At 75.6% G+C, this 24667-nt stretch carries 17 protein-coding genes and 1 pseudogene; 11 read left to right on the top strand and 7 right to left on the bottom strand.

Annotation, left to right across the window (positions count from 1 at the left end; all coding sequences use genetic code 11):
* Entirely contained in the window at positions 1 to 267 is a 267-nt protein-coding gene (locus tag ACIF6L_RS27315) for a hypothetical protein (RefSeq protein ID WP_329485709.1), read from the bottom strand.
* A 579-nt stretch (positions 268 to 846) separates the two neighbouring features.
* Here ACIF6L_RS27315 and ACIF6L_RS27310 point away from each other — a divergent pair.
* Positions 847 to 2058, top strand: coding sequence for a serine hydrolase domain-containing protein (locus ACIF6L_RS27310; RefSeq protein WP_396490159.1), 1212 nt, complete (start codon positions 847 to 849; stop codon positions 2056 to 2058).
* Positions 2059 to 2220: 162 nt separating this feature from the next.
* On the opposite strand, the gene ACIF6L_RS27305 is transcribed toward ACIF6L_RS27310, so the two are convergent.
* Positions 2221 to 2637 carry a helix-turn-helix domain-containing protein gene (locus ACIF6L_RS27305; protein WP_359807570.1) on the bottom strand — a complete coding sequence of 139 codons (417 nt, stop codon included), beginning with the start codon at positions 2635 to 2637 and terminating at the stop codon, positions 2221 to 2223.
* Between the two features lie 142 nt (positions 2638 to 2779).
* Between ACIF6L_RS27305 and ACIF6L_RS27300 the strand changes: the two genes are divergently transcribed.
* The 4 genes from ACIF6L_RS27300 (at position 2780) to ACIF6L_RS27285 (ending at position 6978) form a co-directional block, all read left to right on the top strand.
* Positions 2780 to 3241, top strand: a complete 462-nt coding sequence (locus ACIF6L_RS27300) for an STAS domain-containing protein (protein ID WP_396490161.1) — start codon at positions 2780 to 2782, stop codon at positions 3239 to 3241.
* 112 nt (positions 3242 to 3353) lie between these two features.
* Positions 3354 to 3905, top strand: coding sequence for a (2Fe-2S)-binding protein (locus ACIF6L_RS27295; RefSeq protein ID WP_396490163.1), 552 nt, complete (start codon positions 3354 to 3356; stop codon positions 3903 to 3905).
* Positions 3902 to 4897 carry an FAD binding domain-containing protein gene (locus tag ACIF6L_RS27290; RefSeq protein ID WP_396490165.1) on the top strand — a complete coding sequence of 332 codons (996 nt, stop codon included), beginning with the start codon at positions 3902 to 3904 and terminating at the stop codon, positions 4895 to 4897. Before ACIF6L_RS27295 ends, ACIF6L_RS27290 begins: the two co-directional genes overlap by 4 nt.
* Entirely contained in the window at positions 4894 to 6978 is a 2085-nt protein-coding gene (locus ACIF6L_RS27285) for a xanthine dehydrogenase family protein molybdopterin-binding subunit (RefSeq protein ID WP_396490167.1), read from the top strand. The genes ACIF6L_RS27290 and ACIF6L_RS27285 overlap by 4 nt, the downstream gene beginning before the upstream one ends.
* A 72-nt stretch (positions 6979 to 7050) precedes the next feature.
* Here the strand turns inward: ACIF6L_RS27285 and ACIF6L_RS27280 are convergent, their stop codons facing one another.
* The 3 genes from ACIF6L_RS27280 to ACIF6L_RS27270 all read right to left on the bottom strand — a co-directional run bounded on the left by ACIF6L_RS27280 (position 7051) and on the right by ACIF6L_RS27270 (position 11542).
* Positions 7051 to 8553 carry a SulP family inorganic anion transporter gene (locus ACIF6L_RS27280; protein ID WP_359807583.1) on the bottom strand — a complete coding sequence of 501 codons (1503 nt, stop codon included), beginning with the start codon at positions 8551 to 8553 and terminating at the stop codon, positions 7051 to 7053.
* 409 nt (positions 8554 to 8962) lie between these two features.
* Complete coding sequence (locus ACIF6L_RS27275; RefSeq protein ID WP_352287878.1) at positions 8963 to 9265, bottom strand: hypothetical protein; 303 nt, start codon at positions 9263 to 9265, stop codon at positions 8963 to 8965.
* 33 nt (positions 9266 to 9298) lie between these two features.
* Entirely contained in the window at positions 9299 to 11542 is a 2244-nt protein-coding gene (locus ACIF6L_RS27270; RefSeq protein WP_396490168.1) for an FUSC family protein, read from the bottom strand.
* 407 nt (positions 11543 to 11949) lie between these two features.
* Between ACIF6L_RS27270 and ACIF6L_RS27265 the strand changes: the two genes are divergently transcribed.
* From ACIF6L_RS27265 to pip, 4 genes and pseudogenes are all read left to right on the top strand, one after another.
* Positions 11950 to 16200, top strand: a complete 4251-nt coding sequence (locus tag ACIF6L_RS27265) for a molybdopterin-dependent oxidoreductase (RefSeq protein ID WP_396490403.1) — start codon at positions 11950 to 11952, stop codon at positions 16198 to 16200.
* Between the two features lie 387 nt (positions 16201 to 16587).
* Positions 16588 to 16848: pseudogene (locus tag ACIF6L_RS27260) on the top strand (hypothetical protein); the annotation flags it as partial.
* A 168-nt stretch (positions 16849 to 17016) separates the two neighbouring features.
* Entirely contained in the window at positions 17017 to 18900 is a 1884-nt protein-coding gene (locus ACIF6L_RS27255) for a phosphatase PAP2 family protein (protein WP_396490170.1), read from the top strand.
* 114 nt (positions 18901 to 19014) lie between these two features.
* Complete coding sequence (pip, locus tag ACIF6L_RS27250) at positions 19015 to 19974, top strand: prolyl aminopeptidase (RefSeq protein ID WP_396490171.1); 960 nt, start codon at positions 19015 to 19017, stop codon at positions 19972 to 19974.
* Positions 19975 to 20070: 96 nt separating this feature from the next.
* Here pip and ACIF6L_RS27245 read toward each other — a convergent pair whose 3' ends face one another.
* The gene (locus ACIF6L_RS27245; RefSeq protein WP_396490405.1) at positions 20071 to 20718 is read right to left on the bottom strand and encodes an NADPH-dependent F420 reductase; all 648 of its coding nucleotides are present in this window, start codon (positions 20716 to 20718) and stop codon (positions 20071 to 20073) included.
* Between the two features lie 78 nt (positions 20719 to 20796).
* Here ACIF6L_RS27245 and ACIF6L_RS27240 point away from each other — a divergent pair, with 78 nt between their 5' ends.
* Positions 20797 to 21168 carry a helix-turn-helix domain-containing protein gene (locus ACIF6L_RS27240; RefSeq protein WP_329485696.1) on the top strand — a complete coding sequence of 124 codons (372 nt, stop codon included), beginning with the start codon at positions 20797 to 20799 and terminating at the stop codon, positions 21166 to 21168.
* A 23-nt stretch (positions 21169 to 21191) separates the two neighbouring features.
* Here ACIF6L_RS27240 and ACIF6L_RS27235 read toward each other — a convergent pair whose 3' ends face one another.
* A complete protein-coding gene (locus ACIF6L_RS27235) occupies positions 21192 to 22334 on the bottom strand; it encodes an FAD-dependent oxidoreductase (protein ID WP_396490173.1) in 1143 nt (380 codons plus the stop codon).
* Between the two features lie 368 nt (positions 22335 to 22702).
* Between ACIF6L_RS27235 and ACIF6L_RS27230 the strand changes: the two genes are divergently transcribed.
* On the top strand, positions 22703 to 24616 hold the full coding sequence (locus ACIF6L_RS27230; RefSeq protein WP_396490175.1) for an RICIN domain-containing protein: 1914 nt from the start codon (positions 22703 to 22705) through the stop codon (positions 24614 to 24616).
* Positions 24617 to 24667: the final 51 nt, after the last annotated feature.

Below are 24667 nucleotides of genomic sequence, written 5' to 3'. Positions count from 1 at the left end.
TCACTTCACCTTGAGCAGGTCGGCGATGGACTGGTTGGTGGTGTGGTAGTTGAGCGTCGTCTGCTCCATCGCGGAGCTGTTCCGGTGCAGCCGCGCGGTCAACTGCTCGACCTGCTCGTGCCATTCGGCCAGTGCCGCGCGCAGCGCACCGGCGGTGTCCCAGCCCTGGTGCGCGGCGGCCGCCGCGTTGGTCGACTCGTCCGCCAGCGCGCCGATGGTGGGGCAGTCCAGGGCCATGCCGTTCAAGGCCGACTGCGAACCCTTCATCGCCTGACTGTTCACGCTGAACTGACCACTACCTGCCGGTGTGCTCATGCCGACCGCCCCCGTTCGACTCGTCGCCTCACGCGCCCGGTGGGGGGACGGCGAGCGGTTCCGCGGCTCCCGGCGGCCTGGCCGCCGGGTGCGCTGAGCGTCACCGGGCTTGCGTTCGACCCCACTTGGCGCTTCGTCGGCGCGATCGTACTCCCCTCGGCGAGTCCGCTCCCGGAGCGGAGGGGGCGGACCGGGGGCGCCGGGGTGGGACCGGGGTGCGGCCGGTGGCCCGCCCGGCCGGCGGACGGTCGTCGCGGCAGGTCAGGGGGGTGGTGTCCGGCCCGGAGGCGCTCGCGTAAGGATTTCGTCAGGATTTCCGGCGGCGGTGTGCGGCGCCGCCGGGCCCGGCCCGCCCGGTGGGCCCCGGGGCTCCGGGCGGGCCCGGCCCGGTGAGCTGAGGGGACCGAGCGTGGCGGTGGTCCGTACGGATGGACTCGCCGGGGGGTGGGCGGCGGGCGCGCGGGGCAGGGCCACGGGGGTGGTGACCTTGGCCTCGCAGCGTCCGCCCACTTTCGGAGGAGACCCCCACCCATGCGCCGTGTGCCCGCACGCAGACTGGCCACCGCCCTGCTCGCCCTCGCCACCCTCGCGCCCGTCACCCTCTCGGTGTCCCCGGTCCAGGCCGCCCCGGTGGCGGTGGCCGCCACCGCCGCCGACCGGTCCGCCGACGGCCGGCCGCCGCACGGGCTGGACCCCGCGCTCGCGGCCCGCCTCGACGAGGCGATCGAGTGCACGCGCCTGGAGGCGGGCATCCCCGGGGTGATCGTCGGGCTCTGGCTGCCCGGCCGGGGCACCTACGTCCGCTCGTCCGGGGTCGCCGACACCGTGACCGGCGCGCCGATGCGGACCGACTTCAACATGCGGATCGGCAGCGAGACGAAGACCTTCACCGCCACCGCCGTCCTGGAACTGGTCGACGACGGCCTGGTCGGGCTGGACACCCCGATCGCCGCCTACCTGGACGGCGTCCCGGACGGCGAGCACATCACCGTCCGGCAGATGCTGGAGATGCGCAGCGGCCTGTTCTCCTACACGGCCGACCCGGCCTTCCAGCAGGCGCTGCTCAGCGACCCGACCCGGTCGTTCACCCCGCAGGAGGTGCTGGCCTACGCCTTCACCCACCAGAACGTCTTCGCCCCGGGCGCGGCGTTCCAGTACTCCAACACCAACTACGTCCTGCTCGGCCTGCTGGTGGAGAAGCTCGCCGGGATGCCGCTCAAGGACTTCGTCCACCAGCGGGTCACCGGGCCGGCCCACCTGGACCACACCTTCCTCCCGACCGGCGCGGAGTTCCCGCAGCCGCACGCGCACGGCTACACGAACCAGACGCTGAGCGGCGACGTCGCCGACACCACGGACTGGAACCCGAGCTGGGGCTGGGCGGCCGGTGCGATGATCTCCGACCTGCACGACCTGCGCCGCTGGGCCAAGGTGGTCGCCACCGGCACCCTGCTGTCCCCGGCCACCCAGGCGCAGCGGGAGAAGTTCATCACCGTCCCCGGCTTCGACGGCGCCGGGTACGGCCTGGGGCTCTTCCGGACGCACGGCTGGGTCGGGCACAACGGCTCGCTGCCGGGCTACGAGAGCGTGACGATGTACCTGCCGGAGCAGGAGGCCACCATGGTGCTCCTGATCAACACCGACATCCTGCACGACGGCTTCGAGCCGAGCACCCTGCTGGCCAGGGCGATCACCTCGATCATCACCCCGGACCACGTCTACGAGCTGCCGGCCGAGGGCTGACGGTCCCCGCCGCGCCGCGGGCCGGCCGGGCCTCCGGGCCCGCCGGCTCCGGCCGGCCTCCAGGCCGAGGAAGAAGGGCGATCGACGCGCTCAGGGCCACCTGGGTGGGCGGCGTTGAGCGGATGCTCGCGCACATCCCGGCGGACTGACCGACCCACCCGGTCAGGACACCTGGCGGCCGGCGTGCCGGTCGGACCGCTGCGGGGCGTGTCGGCGCCCGTCGCCGTCCTGCTCCCCGGCCCCGGAGGGTTCCGCCGCCCCCTGCCCCGGGGCGCCGTCGTGGTGGGCCCGGGCCAGCAGGTCGAGGAGTTCGGCCACGCTCAGCCCGGACTCCGCCGGGTGCCGGAGCCAGGTGCCGGCGGCGATCCGGTAGAGGTTGCGGCGCCCGGTCCGGGACCGGGTGAGATAGCCGGCCTGCTCCAGGTCGGTCACAATGGCCTGGACGGCGCGTTCGGTCAGCTGGACCTCCAGCGCGACATCGCGCAGCCGAACCCCGGGGTCGCGGGCGATCGCGGCGAGCACCCGGGCGTGGTTGGTCACGAACGTCCAGCCCGTTCGCGCTGATCCTTCCAGGGCCATACCCCCATCCTAGGAGTGCCGATTCCCTTCTTGCCACAGGCGAATCGGCGTTCGGGCATCGGTTGACGAGCGAAGCGATGGGTCCCACCCTTGAAGGGCCCACCCTTGAAGGGTCCGCCTGCGTCGCCCGGAGGAGGAGGCCATGGTCGAAGACCCGTACCGAAGGAGCACCGACGCCGCGCCGGCCTCGCCGGCGGCGGCGGTGAACGGCGGCCGCCCGCTCGGACAGCGGCTCGCCCACGGCCTGTGGATGCACTGGGAGACCGCGCGGAACGGGGACCGGGTCCTGGTGCGGGTGACCGGGGAGATCGACCTCGATGCCGCCGGGCCGCTCGACGAGGCGCTCGAACGGGCCCTGGACGCCAGCGGCAGCGGCCTGGACGTCGACCTGTCCGGCGTCTCCTTCTGCAACAGCACCGGCCTCAACACCCTGCTGGACCTGCGGGTGACCGCCCACCACGGGGGGCGCGACGTGGTCCTCATCGCGGCCAGCGAGGTGGTGCGGCGGCTCCTCGTGCTGACCGACACCCTCGACCTGTTCGTGTCCGCACCGGCCCCCGACGGCGGAGGCGGCCGCCCGGAGGGCGACCTCGCACCGCCGTGACCACCGGCGGAGCCGGTGACCACCGGCGCGCCCGCCGGGGCGGTGTACGGCGAAGCGGTTGTCGGGCGGGTCGGGGGGTGTCCGGCGGGGCCCCGCGTGGAATGCGTGGGCCATGGATGCCACCGACACCCTCGCGACGAGCAGCGGGATCGCCCTGATCGTCAACGATCGGCCGCACACCCTCACGGTCGACCACCGCGCCACCCTCCTGGACGTGCTGCGCGACCGGCTCGGTCTGACCGGTGCGAAACAGGGCTGCGACCACGGCCAGTGCGGTGCCTGCACCGTGCTGCTGGACGGACGGCGGGTCAACAGCTGCCTGCTGCCGGCCGTCGCCCAGGACGGCCGCGCGGTCACCACCGTCGAGGGCCTGGCCGGCCCGGACGGCCCGCACCCGCTCCAGCGGGCGTTCCTCGAACAGGACGCCTTCCAGTGCGGCTTCTGCACGCCGGGCCAGCTCTGCTCGGCGGCCGGCGTCCTCGCGGAGACCGCCGGTGACCCCGCTCCGACCGACGAGGCGACGCTACGCGAACTGCTGAGCGGCAACATCTGCCGCTGCGGCGCCTACCCGGCCATCGTCCGGGCCGTCCGGCAGGCCCAGGCCGAGGGCCGGGGCGCGTCGGCCACCGGGGCCGGGGCGGGGAACGAGGAGGGTCCGGCATGAAGCCCCACGGCTACACCCGGCCCACCGAGGTGGCCGCCGCCGTCGCCCTGCTGGCCGGGCGTCCGGACGCGAAGGCCCTGGCCGGCGGCACCAATCTGGTCGACCTGATGAAGCTCGGCGTCGAACGGCCCGGGCTGCTCGTCGACATCGCCCGCCTACCGCTCGACCGCGTCGAGGAGACACCGCAGGGCGGCCTGCTGATCGGCGCCAACGTGCGCAACAGCGACCTCGCCGACCACCCACTGGTCCGCGAGCGCCACCCGGTGGTGTCCCGGGCCGTCCTGGCCGGGGCCAGCGGTCAGCTCCGCAACGCCGCCACCACCGGCGGCAACCTGCTCCAGCGCACCCGCTGCCTCTACTTCCAGGACGTCTCCAAGCCGTGCAACAAGCGGCTGCCCGGCTCCGGCTGCCCGGCCCGCACCGGCGTCCACCGCGACCTCGGCGTCCTCGGCACCTCCGAGCACTGCGTGGCGACCCATCCCTCCGACCTCGCGGTGGCGCTCGTCGCCGTCGACGCCGTCCTGCACCTGACCGGACCCGCCGGGGACCGGACCATGCCGCTGACCGCCTTCCACCGCCTGCCGGGCTCGACCCCGGACCGCGAGACCGAACTCGGGCCCGCCGAACTCGTCACCGCCGTCGAGCTGCCGCCGCCCCCGGCCGGGGCGCGCTCGGTCTACCGCAAGGTCCGCGAACGGGCCTCCTTCGCCTTCGCGACGTGCTCGCTCGCCGCCCTCCTGACCCTGCGCGACGGCCGGGTCGAGACCGTACGGCTCGCCTTCGGCGCCCTCGCCCCCCGGCCGTGGCGGGCTCTCACCGCGGAGGCCGCGCTGCTCGGCGAGCCGTTCACGGAGGCCGCCGTCGGAGCCGCCATGGATGCCGAACTGGCCGCCGCCCGCCCGCTGCCCGACAACGGGTTCAAGGTGGCGCTGGCCCGCCGGCTCGCCGTCCGCGAACTCGGCCTGCTCGCCACCGGTCAGGAGCAGCGATGACCAGCGACCTCGCCCGACCGGAGGGCCTGGACAAGGTCACCGGAGCCGCCCGCTACGCCGGCGACCACCACCCCGACGGGCTGCTCCACGCCTGGCCGGTCCCCACCACCGTCGCCCGCGGCGACATCACCGCCGTCGACACCGCCGCCGCCCTGGCGATCCCCGGGGTCGTCGCGGTGCTCAGCCACCGCGACGCACCCGTGCTCACCCTGCCCGCGGACGGCGACCCGACGCTGGCCGTGCTGCAGTCCCCCCGGGTCGCGCACCGCGGCGAGGTGGCCGCCCTGGTCGTCGCCGAAACCCCGCAGGACGCCCGGGCGGGAGCCGAGGCCGTCCGGATCGGCTACGCCGCCGAACCGCACGACGTCGTGCTCACCGACGACCACCCCGGCCTCTACACGCCGGAGAAGGCCAACGGCGGCCACCCCGCCGTCCGCACCCACGGCGACTTCGACCACGCCTACCAGCAGGCCGACGTCCGGATCGACCGCACCTACCGCATCGGCCCGCTGCACAACCACCCGATGGAGCCGCACACCGCCACCGCCCGGTGGGCCGACGGCCGGCTCACCGTGCACGACTCCAGCCAGGGGGGCAACAACGTCCAGGAGACCCTGGCCGCACTGTTCGGGGTGGCGCCGCAGGACGTCCTGGTGATCAGCGAGCATGTCGGCGGCGGCTTCGGCAGCAAGGGCACCACCAGGCCGCACGTCGTCCTGGCGGCGATGGCCGCCCGGCACGTCGGCCGTCCCGTCCGGCTCGCCCTGCCCCGGGCCCAGCTGCCCGCCCTCACCGGCCACCGCTCGCCGACGGTGCACCGGCTGCGCCTGGGAGCCGACGACGGCGGCCGGCTCGCCGCCCTGGCGCACGAGGTGGTCACCCGTTCCTCGACGGTGCGCGAGTTCGTCGAGCAGGCCGCCGTGCCGGCCCGCGTGATGTACGCGGCGCCGCACAGCAGGACGTCGCACCGGGTGGTCCGCCAGGACGTGCCCACCCCCTCCTGGATGCGGGCCCCGGGCGAGACGCCGGGCATGTTCGCCCTGGAATGCGCGATGGACGAGCTCGCCGAGGCCTGCGGGCTGGACCCGGTCGACCTGCGCCTGCGCAACGAACCGGCCGTGGAGCCGGACTCCGGCCGCCCGTTCAGCAGCCGCCACCTGGTGGAGTGCCTGCGGGAGGGTGCGCGCCGGTTCGACTGGGCGGGCGAGCGCGCCCGGGGGCCCCGCCGCGAGGGGGCCTGGCTGCTCGGCTGCGGCGTCGCCGCCTCGACGTACCCCGTGCTGGTGTCGCCCTCCACCGCCGAGGCCGTCGCCCTCCCGGACGGCACCTTCCTGGTGCGCACCAACGCCACCGACATCGGCACCGGCGCCCGGGCGGCCCTCACCGGGATCGCGGCCGAGGCGCTCGGTGTGCCGGCGGACCGGGTCGGCGTCGCGATCGGCCGGACCGACCTGCCCCGGGCTCCGCTCGCCGGAGGGTCGTCGGGCACCGCGTCCTGGGGCTGGGCGGTCCACGAGGCGTGCACCGGGCTGCGCCGCACGCTGGCCGAACGGGGCACCGCGCCGCTGCCCGCCGAGGGGCTGCGCCACCTGGCGGACACCACGGGGGCGGTCAAGGCCGGTCGCGAGTACGCCCGGCACGCCTTCGGCGCCCAGTTCGTCCGGGTCGCGGTCGACGCCGACACCGGAGAGGTGCGGCTGCGCCGGCTGCTCGGGGTCTTCGCGGCCGGGCGGATCCTGAACGAGCGGACCGCCCGGTCGCAGCTGGTGGGCGGGATGATCATGGGTGTCTCGATGGCGCTCCTCGAACACAGCACGATGGACCGGGAGTTCGGAGACCACGCCGAACGTGACCTGGCCGCGTACCACGTGGCCGCGAACGCCGACATCCCGTCCGTGGAGGCCCACTGGATCGACGAGGAGGACGCGCACCTGAACCCCATGGGCTCCAAGGGGATCGGCGAGATCGGCATCGTCGGCACCGCCGCGGCCGTCGCCAACGCCGTCCACCACGCCACCGGGGTCCGGGTGCGGGACCTCCCGGTGCGCCCGGAGCTCCTGCTGGACGCGCTGCCGGGCTGATCGGCGCCGGCACAGCACCGCGCCCGCCCTCCGACGGACCGGAGGGCGGGCGCGGTGGTACCGGTGGCGGCCTCAGTGGCCGGCGAGTTCGCCGCTCAGGCTGCGGTGGATCTCGGCGCTGGGCCGGTTGAGGCCGGTGATCTCGACGGACTTGCCGCGCTGCGCGTACCTGGCCTCGACCGCGTCGAGGGCGGCCACCGAGGAGGCGTCCCAGATGTGCGCCCGGCTCAGATCGATGACCACCCGGTCCGGATCACCCGCGTAGTCGAAGCGGGCGACGAGGTCGTTGCTGGAGGCGAAGAAGAGCTCCCCGGTGACCGAGTAGATCACCTGGCCGCCGTCCGGGTCGGTGACGGCGGTGAGGTCGGCGCGGTGGGCGACGCGCTTGGCGAAGATCACCATGGCGGTGATCGAGCCGGCGACGACGCCGACGGCGAGGTTGGAGGTGGCGACGACCAGGGCGACGGTGATCACCATGACGGCGATCTCGCCGGCCGGCATCCGCCGCAGGGTCTTCGGCGCGACGGAGTGCCAGTCGAAGGTCGCGAAGCAGACCATCACCATCACGGCGACCAGCGCGGCCATCGGGATGCGGGAGACGACCGGGCCGAAGACGATGCACAGCACCATCAGGAAGGCACCGGCCAGGAAGGTGGAGAGCCTGGTCCGGGCGCCGGACACCTTCACGTTGATCATGGTCTGCCCGATCATCGCGCAGCCGCCCATGCCCCCGAAGAAGCCGGTGACGATGTTGGCGACGCCCTGGCCGACCGACTCCCGGGTCTTGTCGGAGCGGGTGTCGGTGATGTCGTCGACGAGCCTGGCGGTCATCAGCGACTCCATCAGCCCCACCAGCGCCATCGCGAGGGCGTACGGAGCGACGACCGCCAGGGTGTGCGGGGTGAACGGCACGTCCGGCAGCCCGGGCACCGGCAGCGAGGACGGCAGGCCGCCCTTGTCGCCGACGGTCGGTACCGCGAGGCCGGCCGCCACGGTGACCACGGTGAGGACGGTGATCGAGACCAGCGGCGCGGGGACGACGGTGGTGACCTTCGGGAAGAACACCATCAGCGCCAGGCCGGCCGCGATCAGCGGATAGACCGGCCACGGCACGTCCGTCATCTCGGGGACCTGGGCCATGAAGACCAGGATCGCCAGCGCGTTGACGAAGCCGACCATCACCGAGCGGGGCACGTACCGGATCAGCTTCGCCACCCCGAGCGCGCCCAGCACGATCTGGAAGACGCCGGCCAGGATCACCGCCGCGACCAGGTAGCCGAAGCCGTGTTCGCGGTTCAGCGGCCCGATCACCAGCGCGACGGCGCCGGTCGCGGCCGAGATCATCGCGCGGCGCCCGCCGACGATCGCGATCGTCACCGCCATGGTGAAGGACGCGAACAGGCCGATCTTGGGGGGTACGCCGGCGATGACCGAGAACGAGATCGCCTCGGGGATGAGCGCGAGCGCGACCACCAGGCCGGCCAGTACCTCGGTGCGCCAGACCTTCGGGTCGGTCAGCCAGTCGGGGCGGGCGGCCCGCAGGCGTGCGGCAGCGGTGGGCGGGGGAGTCTGCAAGACGGCGTGGACCTGTCGTGCTCGGGCGCGACCGGCGGGTGCGCGGGGGACGGACGGGGTGCGGAAGGCCGTGGCCGCGTCCCACGCGTCGCCCGGGGGCGGGTGCTCCGGTGGCCCGGGGCTCCGACCCGTGAGTGCGGTGGCCCCGTGGGGGCGGCCGGGCGGTTCAGGCGTGGAAGCTCACGGCGGGCAGGCGGTGGCGCCGGGTACCCGGGGCTCGCACACGCTTCTTCTCCTGCCGGCGGATCCTCGCGGGGGCGTCATCGGCCCCGGTACGGCGGTCGGCCCGCGCGCCTCGCGCAGGCCGTGGGACGGCGAACGGCCGCCTCCGTGCCGGTGACTCTACCCGAACGCGGCCGCCCGCCCGGTGGCCGGGCGGTGCCCTCGGCGGTGCTCTCGGCGGCGCCGCTCAGGCCGGTCGCCGGATCTCCTGCCGGGTGGCGCCGAAGCCGGTCTCGTGGTCCCAGACGTGGGTGCAGGTGGGGCACTGGAGGTGGAGCACGCTGCCGGTGTTGGAGAGCAGGTAGCGCCAGTGCTCGCGGCAGTTGCGCCGCTCCGCGCAGCCGGCGCACCCGCGGGCGTCGTCGCAGCCCGGACAGGCCGCCCAGGCCCGCCGCCCGACATCGGCCTGCGGGTCGATCGGCAGCGGTCCCGGACGCAGGCGTCGCAGCAGGGCGGCCGGGTGGGTGGTGTCGGGGCGGTTGCGGAACATGGACGTTGAACTTAGGTAAGCCTTGCCTACCTGTCAAGCGTGGCGCTCTGCCGGGGCCGGCGTGCCGCCCGGGGCGGCACGGGCGGAGCCGTGGATCCGGCCGAGGTCGTCCAGCAGCCCGGTGAGCCAGAGCGTGACGTCCACGGTATGCAGTGAGACCGGGTCCTCGGGCGTTCGGGTGGCCGTGACGCGGTCCTCGTGCAGGGCCGCGAGGGCCTCGGCCAGCGTCCGGTCCGCCGCGGCGGATCCGGCCGGGTCGAGCAGCGCCGCGCCCTCGCGGCGGAATGCCGCGGCGACCTGCTCGGCGCGGCCGACCAGGGCCGCCCCGCCGTGCGGGCCGGAGGCCGCGGTGCCCGGCGGGATCCGGGCGAGCAGCGGCTCGGCGCCGCGCACCGTGTGCTGCCCGGTCAGCACGGCGGCCTGCCAGTTCGGGCCCTCCCCGGCCGGCTGGTGGCGCTCGCTGCGGTACTGGGCGTACAGCGCCTCGGTGAGCAGCGTGCTGTGCCGGGCCCGCTGCAGCGCGCCCCGGGCCGGGCCCGACCCGGTGACCACGGCGACGGTCTCGGAGAGCGCGGCGGCGCTGCGGTCCAGCAGCTCGGCGGTACGCCGCCGCAGGTCGTGACCGCCGCCGCGCGGCCAGGCGCAGAGCCCGGCGAGGATGCCGATCGTGGCACCGGTCGCCACGTCGATCAGCCGGGCCTCGGCCAGCCGCCACCCGGCCGGGGCGAGCTGGGTGAAGACCATGGCGACCACGACGGTGAACGTCCCCTGCGCCCAGGCCAGCCCGAGCCCCGGGCTGAAGGCGAACGCGAACAGCATCGCGGGCGGCAGTGCGGCGGCGTAGAAGACGGGGTGCTCGCCGACCGCGATCAGCAGCAGCGCCGTCACGGCGGCGCCGCCGGCGGTGCCGGCCAGGGCGGGGCGCAGCGTGATCCGGGTGTCGGCCGCGCTGGTGCGCATCAGGGTGAGGGTCGCCAGCAGGACCCAGAACCCGTGGGTGAGATCGAGGGCGCCGACCACCAGACGGGCCGCGCCGAGGGCGCCGGCGGTGCGCAGGGCGTTGCGGAAGTACACCGAGCGAGGGGTCAGGTTGCCGCGGATCCGGCGCCACCAGAGCATCGGCGTCGGCTCGTAGGCGTACCAGAACGGGCCGGGGCGCTGGTCGGGCGGGGTGCTGTCGGGCGGCGGCGGTGCCCGGCGGCTGGTGCGGGTGGCGAGGGTGAGGAAGCGGGCGCCCTCGGCGGCGCTCAGGGCGAGGGTGCCGAGCGCCAGCCGGGCGACGGTGGGGCCGGTGGGGCCGTCCGACGCGTCGGTACCGCCGGCCGGTGAGGTGCGGTCGGCGTCGAAGGCGGCGATCCGCGTCTCGACCGGCGCGGCGGACGGGACCGGACCGTCCGGCCGAACCCCCGCCGCGGCCGCGCGCAGCGCACCGGCGGTGGTCGCCACCAGGGCGGCCGCCTCCGGGTAGGGCCCGCCGGTGGCGCCCAGCCGGCGGATCCGCAGCAGTTCGGCTCCGATGAACTGCAGCGTGGTCGCGCAGTGGGTGAGCGCGCGGTCGGCGGCGCCCGGGCCGGCGGGCCGTTCCATCAGCGGGATCCGGGAGAACCGCAGGTCGTCGAGGAGGGCCCGGGCGCGGTCCGCCGCGGTGGCATCGTCCGGCACGGCGCCGGTGGCGGTCGGCGGCGGCCCGCCGAAGTGCGCGGCGGCACGGTCGGCCAGCCCGGCCAGCGCCAGGGCGGCGCTCCGCACGCGGTCGCGGTAGTCCCTCGGTGGCGGCTCCGGCCACAGCAGCCGCTCCGCGGCGGCGAGCAGCAGCAGGCCCGCGGTCACGCCGGCCAGCCGCTGCGGCAGGGTGTCCGGGGCGTAGGGCGGGAAGCACGGCAGGATGTAGAAGAGCTGGAGCCCGTTGGTGAGCCCGACCAGCCGCGGTCCGCCCACCGAGGCGAAGGACACCGCGAAGCCCACGCCCACCATGCCCAGCGCCGCCGTCCAGGCGTGCACGGCCAGCGCGGTGCCCAGGCAGACCAGCGCCCAGGCGAAGGGCAGGGTCAGCAGCAGCGTCCGACCCCGGGCGCGCGCGCCGCCCTCCACCCGGGCCAGTACGCCGACCGCGATCGCCCCGAACAGGGCGTAGGTGGCCGTCACCGGCTGGTCGAAGCCGTAGCGGAAGACGTAGAAGCCCGTGCACGCGGCGGCGGTGACCCGGACCGCGCGGTGCGCCACCGGGGGATCGGGGCGGGGCAGGAGCGGGGACGCCGGCCGGTGGGGCAACCGCATCGCACCTCGCTCCGCCGGTGGGTCGGGACCGGGCCGCCCTCCCCCGGGGCACCTCGTGCGGGAGCGGGCCCCACGGCAGGTCCACCGGCCGCCCGGCGGCGTCGTTACCCCTCCACCCTAGGGCGACCGGCCCGGGCACGCAGGGCCGGGACCGCAGGGGCGCCGCGCCGCCTCGCGGGGCCCTCGTCGCGGACCGCACCCCGGATCGTGCCGGGCGTGGCGTGATCGACGGCTTGGCGGGAGGCATGGCAGCGCGCCGTGGTGCTCACGTCCACCGGGAGGCGCCCGTGCGGTCCGGTTAACCTCGCGAAACAGGCGCTGTGACGAGGCGGTAATGCGCTCTTCCTAGGGTCACGATCGTGGGACCTTCCCACCGCGTGATCCCTGGGGAGGGAGTCTCGGTGACGATGCCGGCTTCGAAGGCGGACAGCGTACGGACGGTCTGCTCGTACTGCGGCGTCGGCTGCGGCGTCGTGCTCGACATCGGCCGGGACGCCGCCACCGGCAGGCGCACCGTCGCCAAGGTTTCGGGGGACAAGAGCCACCCGACGAACGCCGGGCGGCTCTGCACCAAGGGCGCGACCAGTGCCGAGATGATGGCCGCCTCCGGGCGGGCCGCCACCGCGCTGATCCGCGCCGGGCGCGGCGCCGAACCCGTCCCGGTGGACGTCGACGAGGCGATCACGGCGGTGGCCGGGCGGCTTCGGGCGATCCTGGACGAGCACGGCCCCGACGCGCTCGCCCTCTACGTCTCCGGGCAGATGTCCCTGGAGGCGCAGTACCTGGCGAACAAGCTCGCCAAGGGGTTCGTGCGGACCAGCCGGATCGAGTCCAACTCCCGCCTGTGCATGGCCTCCGCGGGCTCCGGCTACAAGCTCTCGCTGGGCGCGGACGGGCCGCCCGGCTCCTACCGGGACTTCGACCAGGCGGACGCGTTCCTGGTCATCGGCGCCAACATGGCCGACTGCCACCCGATCCTGTTCCTGCGGATGATGGACCGGGTCAAGGCGGCCGGGGCGAAGCTGATCGTCGTCGACCCGCGGCGCACCGCCACCGCCGCGAAGGCCGACCTCTTCCTGCAGATCAGGCCGGGCACCGACCTCGCCCTGCTGAACGGACTGCTGCACCTGCTGGTCGAGAACGGGCACACCGACGAGGCGTTCGTCGCGGAGTTCACCGAGGGTTGGGAGGAGATGCCCGACTTCCTGGCGGACTACCCGCCCGCGAAGGTCGCCGAGATCACCGGGATACCCGAGGCGGACATCCGGCAGGCCGCGCGGTGGATCGGCGAGGCGGCGGAGTGGATGAGCTGCTGGACGATGGGCCTCAACCAGTCCACCCACGGCACCTGGAACACCAACGCCCTGATCAACTTGCACCTGGCCACCGGCGCGATCTGCCGCCCGGGCTCCGGTCCGTTCTCGCTCACCGGCCAGCCCAACGCGATGGGCGGCCGCGAGATGGGGTACATGGGCCCAGGCCTGCCCGGCCAGCGCTCCGTCCTGGTGGCGCAGGAGCGGGCCTTCGTCGAGGAGCTCTGGGGTGTCGAGGCCGGCACGCTGCGGACCGAGGCCGGGCGCGGCACGGTGGAGATGTTCGAGCGGATGGCCGCCGGCGAGATCAAGGCCTGCTGGATCATCTGCACCAACCCGGTCGCCTCGGTCGCCAACCGCAAGACCGTCATCGCCGCCCTGGAGGCCGCCGAACTGGTCATCACCCAGGACGTGTTCACGGAGACCGAGACCAACGCCTACGCCGACGTGCTGCTGCCCGCCACGCTCTGGGCCGAGTCCGACGGCGTCATGATCAACTCGGAGCGGAACCTCACCCTGGTCGAGGGCGTGGTCGACCCGCCCGGGCAGGCCCTGCCCGACTGGCAGCTGATCGCCCGGGTCGCCTGCGAGCTGGGCTACGCCGACGCCTTCGGCTACACGAGCGCCGAGGAGGTCTTCGAGGAGCTCAAGCGGGCCTGGAACCCGGCGACCGGCTGGGACCTGCGCGGCGTCAGCTACCCGCGGCTGCGCGGGAGGCCCGTCCAGTGGCCGGCGCCCGCCGCGGACGGCCCCGACCGCAACCCGATCCGGTACCTCAACGACGGCGTCAGCCAGACCCTGCTGGAGCGCGCCGACGGGAGCAGACCCCGACTCGCGTTCCCCACCCCCACCGGCCGCGCCCGGTTCTTCGGCCGCCCGCACCTGCCCGCCGCCGAACTCCCGGACGACGACTACCCGTTCGTCCTCAGCACCGGCCGCCTCCAGCACCAGTGGCACACCCTCACCAAGACCGGCAAGGTGGCCAAGCTCAACAAGCTCGACCCGGGCCCGTTCGTCGAGCTCCACCCCGACGACGCCGCCGCGATGGGCGCCGGGCAGGGCGACCACATCGAGGTCGCCTCCCGCCGCGGCCGCGCCGTGCTGCCCGCCGTCGTCACCGACCGGGTCCGCCCCGGGAACTGCTTCGCGCCGTTCCACTGGAACGACCTCTTCGGCGAGTACCTCGGCATCAACGCCGTCACCAACGACGCCGTCGACCCGGTCTCCTTCCAGCCCGAGTTCAAGGCCTGCGCCGTGGCGCTGCGCGTGGTGCCCGCGCCGACCCCCGAGGAGACCGCGCCCGTGCCGGTGACCGCAGACCCGAGTGCGGGGACGGGGCTGCCGCCCCTCGCCGTGCTGCCCGTGCCGGCGGTGCCCGGGGGCGCGTCCGAAGCCGTCTCCGCCCTGACCGCGCTCTTCGGCCTCGCCGACCTCGCCCCGCCGGTGCTCGCCGAACCGGAGCGCCGCTACCTGTCCGGATACCTCTCCGGGTACGTCGCGGCCGCCGCCACGGCGCCGTCCGGGGCCGTTCCGGTGCTCCCGGCGGGAGCGCCGTTCGCCCCGGCGACGGCGCTCTGGGTGGACGGGGTGCTGGCGGGCATGTTCTCCCGGGGCGCCCCCGGCGCGCCCGGGCCGGCCGGCCCGGCCGCGCCGGTGGGGGCCGGCGCCGAGCCCGCCGCGCCGGCCCGGGAACTGCTCGTCCTGTGGGCCTCGCAGACCGGCAACGCCGAGGAGTTCGCCGCCGCCGCCGCGGCCCGCCTGGCCGGGGCGGGCCGCGCCCCGACCCTGCTCGCGATGGCCGACACCACCCCCCGGCGGCTCACCGCCGGTACCGACGTGCTCGTCGTCACCAGCACCTTCGGCGACGGGGAGGCGCCCGACAACGGCGCCGACTTCTGGCAGGGCCTCACCGCCCCGGACGCCCCGCGCCTGGAGGGCGTGCGCTACGCCGTCCTGGCGTTCGGCGACTCCAGCTACGACGACTTCTGCGGTCACGGCCGCCGGCTGGACGAGCGCTTCGCCGAGCTGGGCGCGACCCGCCTGCACACGCGCACCGACTGCGAGGCCGACGACGACGGGCCCGCCGCGCAGTGGCTCGACCAGGTGACCGGCACGCTCGTGGCGCCGGTGGAGCGGGCGCCGGCGCCCGCTGTTCCCGCCGTGCCCGTGCCCGTGCCCGTGCCCGTGTCCGCCGCGCCCACCACCCCGGCCGCCACACCGGGCGGCTTCACCAGAGCGGCCCCCTTCCCGACCCTGCTGGTCGGCAACCGTCTGCTCAGCCTGCCCGGATCGCAGAAGGAGGTGCGGCAGTTCGCCTTCGACACCCGCGGCGGCGAACTCGCCTACGAGGCCGGCGACGCCCTCGGCGTGTGGCCGGCCAACGGCGCCGGACTGGTCGCCGAATGGCTCGCCCTGACGGGCCTGGACCCCGAGGAGCACGTCCGGCTGGCCGACGGCGACGACCTCCCGCTGGGGGAGGCCCTGCGGACCCGCCTCGACATCGCCCGCCTCACCCCGGACCTGCTCGGGTTCGTCGCCGACCGCACCGGCGACCGCGTCCTGAAGCGGCTGCTGCGCCCCGACAACAAGGGCGAGCTGGCCAAGTGGAGCTGGGGCCGGCAGGCCGCCGACGTGGTCGGCGCCTTCCCCCTGCGCGCCACCGCCGCCGAGTGGGTCGGAGTGCTCAAGCGGCTCCAGCCCCGCCTGTACTCGATCTCCTCCAGCCCCCTGGCCCACCCCGGCGAGGTCCGGCTCACGGTGTCCGTCGTCCGCTACACCAACGACCTCGGCCGCGACCGCGGCGGCGTCTGCTCCACCTACCTCGCCGACTGCGCCGACGACGGCCCGGTGCCGGTGTTCGTGCAGCGCTCCCCGCACTTCCGCCCGCCCACCGGCCCGACCACGCCGATGATCATGGTGGGCCCCGGGACCGGGGTGGCGCCGTTCATCGGATTCCTGGAGGACCGGCAGGCCCGCGGCCACACCGGCCCCAACTGGCTCTTCTTCGGCGAGCAGCGCGAAGCCACCGACTTCTACTACCGGGAGGACCTGGCGGCCTTCCGCGCCGCCGGCCACCTGGACCGCCTGGACGTGGCCTTCTCGCGCGACCAGCGCAACAAGGTCTACGTCCAGGACCGGATGCGCGAGCACGGCCCGCGCCTGTGGCGCTGGCTCCAGGACGGCGCGCACTTCTACGTGTGCGGCGACGCGGGCCGGATGGCCAAGGACGTCGACGTGGCCCTGCGCGAGATCGTCGCCGCCCACGGCGGCCTGGACGAGGAGGCCGCCGCCGCGTACGTCCGGCAGCTCGCGAGCGACAAGCGCTACGTCCGGGACGTCTACTGAGCGGTGGCCGACGCCGCCCGGGGCGGGGCCGGTATGCCCGGGGCAGCGACGGCCCGGTCGGGCTGCCCGGCTTGCTCTTGCGACGCCACGATGAGTTGAGCGGACGCCCGCCGTCGCGGGGTGTGGCAGCCGGGGGCGCCTTCCTCGGCGGCGGCACCCAGCCGTTCTCCGAGCCGCAGCCGCACATCCGGCGGCTGACCGACCTGAGCCGGTCGGCCGGGAGCCGCTACGGGTGACCGCCGGGGGCGACCTGGAGATCGCGGCCACCTGGACGAAGGACAACTCGACGATCCGCCCAGGTCGTTGAAGGGCAACCTGGGCCGCTGCACCGGCTACCGGGCGATCGAGGACTCGGTGCGCGGCGTCAGGCACGGGGAGGAGCCCCGAGCCTTCCGCCGCTACCGGCTGCCCGCCTATGCCGACGTACCGCGCACCGCCAGGCACTTCACCGAGACCTCCGACTCGATCGGCCCGCTCGGCGCCCAGTCGATGAGCGAGAGCCCGTTCAACCCCGTCCCGCCGGCCTTCGCCAGCGCGCTGCGCGACGCCACCGGCATCCGCTTCACCGAGGCACCGTTCCTGCGGGACAAGGTGGGGCAGGCCCTCGCCGAACACCGGGCCGGGAGCCGCCGTCCGCCGCACGGGTGAGCGGTGGGGGGTGGGCCGTCGCCCGCCGTCGGGGCCGCCGCCGCCCGGGCCGTCCCCCACGCGGCGCCGTCCGGCGTGCGGGGCGGCCGCCGACCCCCGAGAGTCGGCAGGAAGGCGACCCGACCGGCGGACCGGCCCGGGGCGCGGCGGCACGACGGGAGGAGCGGGATGGGCGCGAGCAGGCCGGCGCCCGGAGCGCCCACCCCGCACCCCCCGGCCGCCCTCCTCACCACCACCTGCCTGGTGCTCGCCCTCGCCGCGGCCGCGGTCGTCACCTGGACGTCCCTCGGCGACGAGGCCGACGACCGGCCCCTCCTCCCGCTGCTGCTCGGCAGCTGGCCCGCCACCGCGACCCGGGTCGGCCTGGTGCTCACCGCCGTCGCCGCGGTGGCCGTGATCGGCACCCTGGTCGCCCGCCACCCGCCCCCGGACCTGCCCGCCCCGGCCGCCGTCGCCCCGGTCGCGGCCGCCACCCTGCTGATCAGCGCCGAACAGCGGGGCCACCCCGTGGACGCCGTGGTCGGCCTCGCCGGCACCGCCCTGGTGCTGCTCGACGTGCTGCCGCGCGGCCCGAACCGCCGGGCCGGGTTCGCGCTCGGCCTGGCGATCGCGTTCCACCCCGTCCTGGCCCTCTTCGCCGTCGCCCTCCCGCGCCGGCGCGCCGTCCCCGCGTCCGCCGCCCTGACCGCCCTCGCGGTGGCCGCCCTGGTGCAGGGCACCGTCCTGATCGCCGACCCGGACCGCGCCGCCCGCTTCTGGCGCCGCTTCGACGCCCCGGCCGTCACCGGCGACCCGTCCGACCAGACCGCCCTCGGCGTGCTGCTCCGGCTCGGCCTGCACGGCCCGGCGCTGCTGGTCGGCTGGCTGGCGGTCACCGTCACCGCCGTGCTGCTCGCCGTCCGCCGCTCCGGCGGCTACGCGCGGGACGGCCAGCCGCTGCTGGCGGTCGGCGTGCTCGGCTGCGCCACCCTGGTCGCCGCACCGGTGGCCGGGCCGGGCCACCTCGGGTGGCTGCTGCTCGCCGCCACCGGTCGGCTCGGCCGCCGGCCCGAGTCCCGCGCGCTGTGGCCGGTGATCGCGGTCACCGTCGCGCTGCTGCCCAGCACGCTGCTCGACCCGGAGATCGAGCCGGTCAGCGGCCTGCTGCTGCGCAAGGCCCCCACCCTGGTCGCCCTCGCCGCGGCCGCCGCCCTGCCGTTCCTGGCCCGCGACGACCCGCTCTGGCACCTGCGCCGCGCCCCCGGCCCGCCCCTGCGGCGGCGTCCCGCGCTGCCCTGGATCCCCCTGCTGCCGGCTCCGCTGCGGCCGGTCTCCCGCCCGAACCCGGTGCTGGAGCTGCTCTTCGTCCAGGTCGGCTACGGCGTCTACTCCTACATCCGCAACGTCGCGCCCGAGCGCGTCGCCACCGCCACCGGCCACGCCCGCAGCGTCTTCCGGCTGGAACAGCTGCTGCACGTGGACATCGAGCCGGTCGTCAACGCCTGGGCCCTGCGGACCGGTGACTGGCTGCTGGACGCGGCCCAGGGGTACTACAAGGTGCTGCACTTCGTGGTGCCGCTCGGCGTGCTGGTCTGGCTCTACGTCTGGCACCCGGACCGCTACCGCACGGCCCGGACCGTCCTGTTCGCCGCGACCGGCCTGGCGCTGGTCGGCTTCTGGGGCTACCCGCTCGCCCCGCCCCGGCTCGTCCCGGGGCTCAACCTGCGGGAGGACCCGTCCGGCATCCCCGGCGAGGCCCCGCTCGGCGTGCTCACCTCGCTCTCCAACCAGTACGCGGCGATGCCGTCGCTGCACATCGCCTGGTCCTGCTGGTGCGCCCTGGTCGTCATCACCACCGTCGGCCACCGCCGGCTGGCACCCCTGGCGGCGGTCTACCCGCTGCTCACCTTCCTCGTGGTGGTGGCCACCGCCAACCACTGGGTGCTGGACGCCGTCGGCGGCGTCGCCGTCCTGCTCGCCGGCGCCCTCACCCAGTACGCCCTCACCGCCCGACTCCTCACCGACCCCGCCCCGGCGCCCCCGGCCGCCGTCCTGACCCGGGAGGGCGCGTAGCGGGACGGGGCCCCTGGCGGCTCCGCCGAACGTCCTGCCGACGTGCGGCGGAGCCCCAACCGGCCTCTGTCACGGCCTGGTTCGAGCACGACCGCTCCCGTAGGATCGGCGGCCATGGTCGACCTCTACGCTCCCACCCACCCGTACAGCCACGGCTTCCTCGACACCGGGGACGGCAACCGGATCTACTACGAGGAGCTCGGCAACCCCGAAGGCAAGCCCGCCCTCTCCGTCCACGGCGGCCCGGGGGCGGGTACCCCGCGCCGGCCGACACGGGCCTGGGACCCGGAGCGCTACCGGCTCATCCGCTTCGACCAGCGCAACTGCGGCCGCAGCACCCCGCACGCGAGCGACCCGGCGGCGGACATGCGCCTGAACACCACCCGGCACCTCATCGACGACATCGAGCGACTGCGCGAACACCTCGGTGTCGAACGGTGGTTGCTGAGCGGCGCGTCCTGGGGATCCACGCTCGCGCTGGCCTACGCGCAGCGACACCCGGAGCGGATCGCCGGGATCCTCATCCAGGCGGTGACGATGACCCGCCCCGCCGAGACCGACTGGCTCTACCGGGGCGCCGGGCGGTTCCAGCCCGAGGCCTGGGACCGGTTCCGCGACGGCGTCCCGGAGGGCGAGCGGGACGGCGACCTGCTCGCGGCGTACGCCCGGCTGATGGAGAACCCCGACCGGGCCGTCCGCGCGAAGGCCGCCGCCGACTGGCTCGCCTGGGAGGACGCCGTCGTCTCGAACGAGCCCAACGGCATCCCGGGGATGTACAGCGACCGCGAGGTCGACGAGCAGATCGCCTTCGTACGGATCTGCGCCCACTACTTCAGCAACGGTGCCTGGCTGGAGGAGGACCAACTGCTGCGCGACGCCCACCGGCTGGCCGGGATCCCGGGGGTGCTGGTGCACGGCCGGCACGACATGGGGAGCCCGGTGGAGACGGCGTGGGCGCTGGCGAAGGTGTGGCCGGACGCGCGGCTCCACATCTTCGAGGACTCCGGGCACGTCGGGAGCGAGGCGATGGCCGAGGCCTCTCGGGCGGCGATCGAGGAGTTCAAAGACCGGTGACCCGCGCGGGGTCCGAGCACCCGGCCACCACGTGGTCACCGAGGGCCGGCACGTCCCCCGGCGACCACGTGGCGGCCGGTGCGGCCCGCGCGCGGATCAGGAGGGCCGGCCCCCCGCGTACGCCAGCGGTGGGGCGATCGCCTGGGCGTCCGCGCCCTCGCCGACCCACAGACCGATCAGGAACGCTGCCGTCGCCTCCAGCAGGCCCGCCCGGTCGAGGCCGCCCCCGTCGACCGGTGTGCACCCGAGGTCGCGGACGAGGCCCCGTACGGTCTCCAGGGCCGACGCGTCGTCACCGCAGAGCGGCACCGCGAGCGGGCGTCCGTCGAAGACCGGCGGCGTCCTGCGCCACACGCTCTCGTGGCAGAGGTTGAACGCCTTGACCACGGAGGCGCCGGGCGCCGCGGCCGCGATGCGCTCGGCGGCCGAGGGGCCGCCCCGGGTTTCGAGGACGAAGCCCGGGGCCACCGGGTTGGTGCAGTCGATCAGTGCCCTGCCCCGCAGAGCGCCGGCCAGACCGGACACCACGCCGACCGCCGCCGCGTACGGCACGGCCAGCAGCACCGCGTCCCGGCCGTGCTCGGCCGCCTCCCGCGCGGTCCCAGCCCGTGCGCCGATCCGGTCGGCGAGGGCGCCGGCGCGGTCCGCGTCCCGCCCGGCCACGAGCACCTCGTGGCCGACCCGCGCCCACTGCTCACCCAGCGCCCGCGCCATCGTTCCGGTGCCGACGATCCCGATCCTCATCATGCTCAACCCCTCTGTCGTGACCCGTCCTTCAGAATCGGGACGACACTACGAAACCGCTGGGGCACCATCTGGTAAGTGACCACCGACCACGGCTTCCTCGCCGACTGCCGAGCCCGGCTCGCCTTCGATCTGCTCGCCAACACCTGGAACGCCGTCGTGGTGTGGGCGCTGCGCGACGGTCCCGCACGGCCCGGCGAACTGCGCGAGCGGATCGGCGGCATCAGCCCCAAGGTCCTCACGGAGACGCTGCGCCGGCTCCAGTTCAACGGTCTGGTGGAGCGCCGCGCGTACGCCGGGTCGCCGCCGCACGTGGAGTACACCCTCACCGGGCTGGGGCGGACGCTGCTGGAGCCGGTCGAGGCGTTCGGCGCCTGGGCCTTCGAGCACGGCGAGGACGTGATGGCGGCCCGGGAACGGGCGGAGGCGGCCGAGGACGGCCACGGCTGAGTTGGCCGCTCCGGTGCGGGCGGTCAGCGCCCCCGGCCGGCCCCGAGGGCGAAGCGGCGCGCGGCCGGGCGGCCCTCGACCAGGTCCGCGGCGAGGGCGCCGAGCACCGACGCGAACTTGAACCCGTGCCCGGAGAACCCGGCCAGGACCGTCACCGGGCCCCGCCGGTCGACCACGAAGTCGTGGTCCGGGGTGGTGGTGTACAGGCAGGTGGTGGCGGTCGGCGCGGTGTGGTCGACGCCCGGCAGCCAGCGCCGCGCGTACTCCCGCACCCGCTCCACCGCGCGCGGGTCGGGGTCGCCCGCGCGGTGGTCCGGGTCGACGACCGGGCCGACGCCGTGGAAGCCGACCTTGACGCCGTCGACGCTCCCGAGGCCGTACACGCCGACGTCCGAGACCAGTTGCGCCCCGCCGTGGTGGATGAAGCTCGGCCAGTCCAGCGCTGCGGCGGCCGGGAAGTGCACCGGCCGCTCCTCGGTCACCCGCATCGGCGGCAGCCCGGGCACGAGCCCCGACAGCAGGCCCGGCGCCCACCCGCCGACCGCCACCACGACCTGCTCGGCGAGGATCACCTCCTCCTCGGTGGTCACCAGCTCGACGCCCGCGCCGCCGTTGCCCCCGCCACGGCTCCCGTCGCCGTTCCCGTCGCCGCGTACGGCGATCCGGGCGATCCGGACGCCGTGCCGGACCTCGGCCCCGTGCGCCGCGGCCGCCCGCTGGAACGCCGCCACCGCGTGGTCGGCGTGCAGCCGCCCGGCCTCGGGGTGGAACAGCGCGGAGGTGTCGGCCCGCAATCCCGGCCACCGCTCGGCCACCCGCGCCGGGTCGAGCAGCTCGGCGGGCCGCCCGGCGGCGGCCAGCGCGGCGTGCAGGGCCGAAGTCGCGGCGGCCGGGCCGTGGTCCACCGCTCCGGTGAGCTCCAGGAGGGCGGTGCCCGTCTCCTCCTCCAGCCGCCGCCACAGCGGCAGCGCCCGCACGGCGAGGGCGACGTACTCGGGCTCCGGGTAGGCCAGCCGGAAGATCCGTGAACTGCCGTGCGAGCTGCCGCGGTCGTGCCCCGGGGCGAACCGCTCCAGGAGCGTCACCCGCCGGCCCCGCGCCGCCAGGTGCCAGGCCGCCGACGACCCCATGACCCCGCCACCGACGACTACGACCTCACCGGTCATGCCCACTCCGTACGTTGTCGCCACGGTCCGCCTCCCGGCCGCGCCGCGCCCGGCCGTTGACAGTGGAGAGTACCGGAGGGCCGACGGCCCCCGGGTGGAGGGGGCGACGGTGCCGGTCGCCATCGACGGGAGAGCTGCGGCGGAGCGGTCGGCCCCACCTGGCGGGTGCTCAGGGGTTGCCTTCCCGGCAGAAGTTCGGTCTTCGCACCCGGCCCGGTGGTGTACTGACGGAACCGGGAAGTTGTCCGAAGAACCGGTGGAGGTCCCACGGCGCGCCATGTTGGATTGTCCGGCTACGAGGAATCGGCCGAGGGCCGACCGAGCGGCGGACAGCCCGGATCGTCCGCGTACACGGGAGGGGGCAAGAGGTGGGTAGTGCTGGACGCCCGCAGGGGCGCCTGAAGGGGGAGACCGAACAGGCGGACGCCCTGGCACGGTTCGTGCGGGAGGTGACCTCGGGGGTGACCGTCCGCAGGCTCGCCCAGCGCTACCCCGCCGGTCGGACGAGCTGGAGCGCGTACCGCTCCGCGGAGAAGGACATCCCGTGGCACCTGCTCCAACGGCTGGTCCACGACCAGGTGGAGGACCCGCGGGCCCGGGCGGCGCTGCTGGCCCGGGCCGCCCAGCTGCACGAGCAGGCCACCCGGGCGGCCGAGGGGATCCAGCCGCCCGCGGCCCGGCGGTCGGCCGCGCAGCAGGCGCTGGACCGGGCCCGGGACGCGCAGCGGCAGGCCGAGGAGGGCATGGCGGAGGCGGAGGACCTGATCCGTGTGCTGGTCGCGATCGTGGCCGAGCTGCGGAGTGAGCTGGCCGGTGGTGCCGGTGGTGCCGGTGGTGCCGATGGTGGCGGCGGTACCGGCAGTACCGACGACCCGGAAGGTGCCACGGCCGACCCGGTGGCAGCGCCGCTCCGGCAGGTCCGGCAGGTCCGGCTGCGGGAGGCGACCTGGTGTCTGGCCGAGGTACGGCGCATCAGGGAGAGCGCCCGTGAGGCGCGGCACACGGCCGGCCGGGAGCAGGAGGCCGTCGGGCTCCTGGTCGACCAGGAGCGGTCACGGGTCGGGGCGGAGCCGGCGAACAACGGGGTGGAGGCGCACCTGCCGGTGCTGCGGCGGCTGGAGGCCGACCTCGTGGGGGTGCGGGAGGCGCTGGCCGGCCAGTACCGGGAGGTGAGCGGGATGGCTCTCGTCCCGGCCGGGTCCCGGATCGTCCGGGGGGAGCTGGTCCGGGTCGTGGACCACGGCCGGAGCGGCCCGACCGGCCCGACCCGCGAGGTCGCGGTCGGTGCGACCGTCCTCGGCCCGCCGCGCGGCGGGCCCACGGGTGCGCGATGGCGCCGTAAGGCCGGGGCGGGGGTGGTCGTCGGGGCGACGGGGGCGGTGCTGGCCGGGCTCCTGGTGCTGGCCGGGGTGTTGGTGGGCGTCCGTCTGGGCGCGGCGGCGCACGGACCCTTCGACGCCGTCCCGCAGGCGGCCGGCGCCTGGGGCAGGCCGGGCTCCGGCGCCCCCTCACCGGCGGCCGGGAGCCCCTCGGCACCGGCTCCGGGTACGGGGCCGGTCTCGTCGACCCCCTCCGCTCCTGCCACCCCGGGCAGTGCGCCCGACCGGTCCGGCGGGACGCCGACCGCACCGCCGGTGCCGCTGCCGTCCGCTCCGGTGGCACCCGAACCGGGCGGGACGGCCGCTCGGAGTACGGGAGCCGGCCAGCCGCCGGATCCCGCCGTTCCCGCCGTCCCCTCGGCCGAGGCCACGCCCGCCGGTACGCCCTCGGCGCCCGCCAGCTCCACACCGACCGCGGAGGTCCCGGCACCGGGCCGGCTCGGCGGCGCCCCGGTGGTTCCGCCGACGGGATCGGTGGAGATCAGGAACGGGAACAGCCAGCAGTGCATCGCCACGCCCGGGGGCACCCGGGAGGACGGCCGGGAGGTCCAGCAGTACCCCTGCGGGGACTTCCCCGACCACTTCTGGGAGGCGCAGAAGGCCTACACGGACCCGGACGGCGACACCTACTACCGGATCGTCAGCTACAACAGCGCCCTCTGTCTGTCCGTCCGGGACTCCAGTACCCGGGCCACCGCCGAGGTGGTGCAGTCGGAGTGCCGGAGCAGCCCCGGGCAGTCCTGGAAGATCGAGAAGTGGCCGCGCGGCATGCGGTTCGTCAACGACAACAGCCACCAGTGCCTCGCCGTCACCTACCGCAGTACCGCTCCGCAGGCGCCGCTGATGCAGTACCCGTGCGGGGACTACCCCGACCACTACTGGGACTACGGCCCGCGCCGGTAGCCCCGGTCCGGGCCCCGTCGGCGACCCGGGCCGCGTCGGTGGCCCCGGTCC

The organism is Kitasatospora sp. NPDC086009, assembly GCF_044540385.1.
GTDB lineage: Bacteria > Actinomycetota > Actinomycetes > Streptomycetales > Streptomycetaceae > Kitasatospora.
This window is presented reverse-complemented; position numbering and strand designations above follow the sequence as displayed.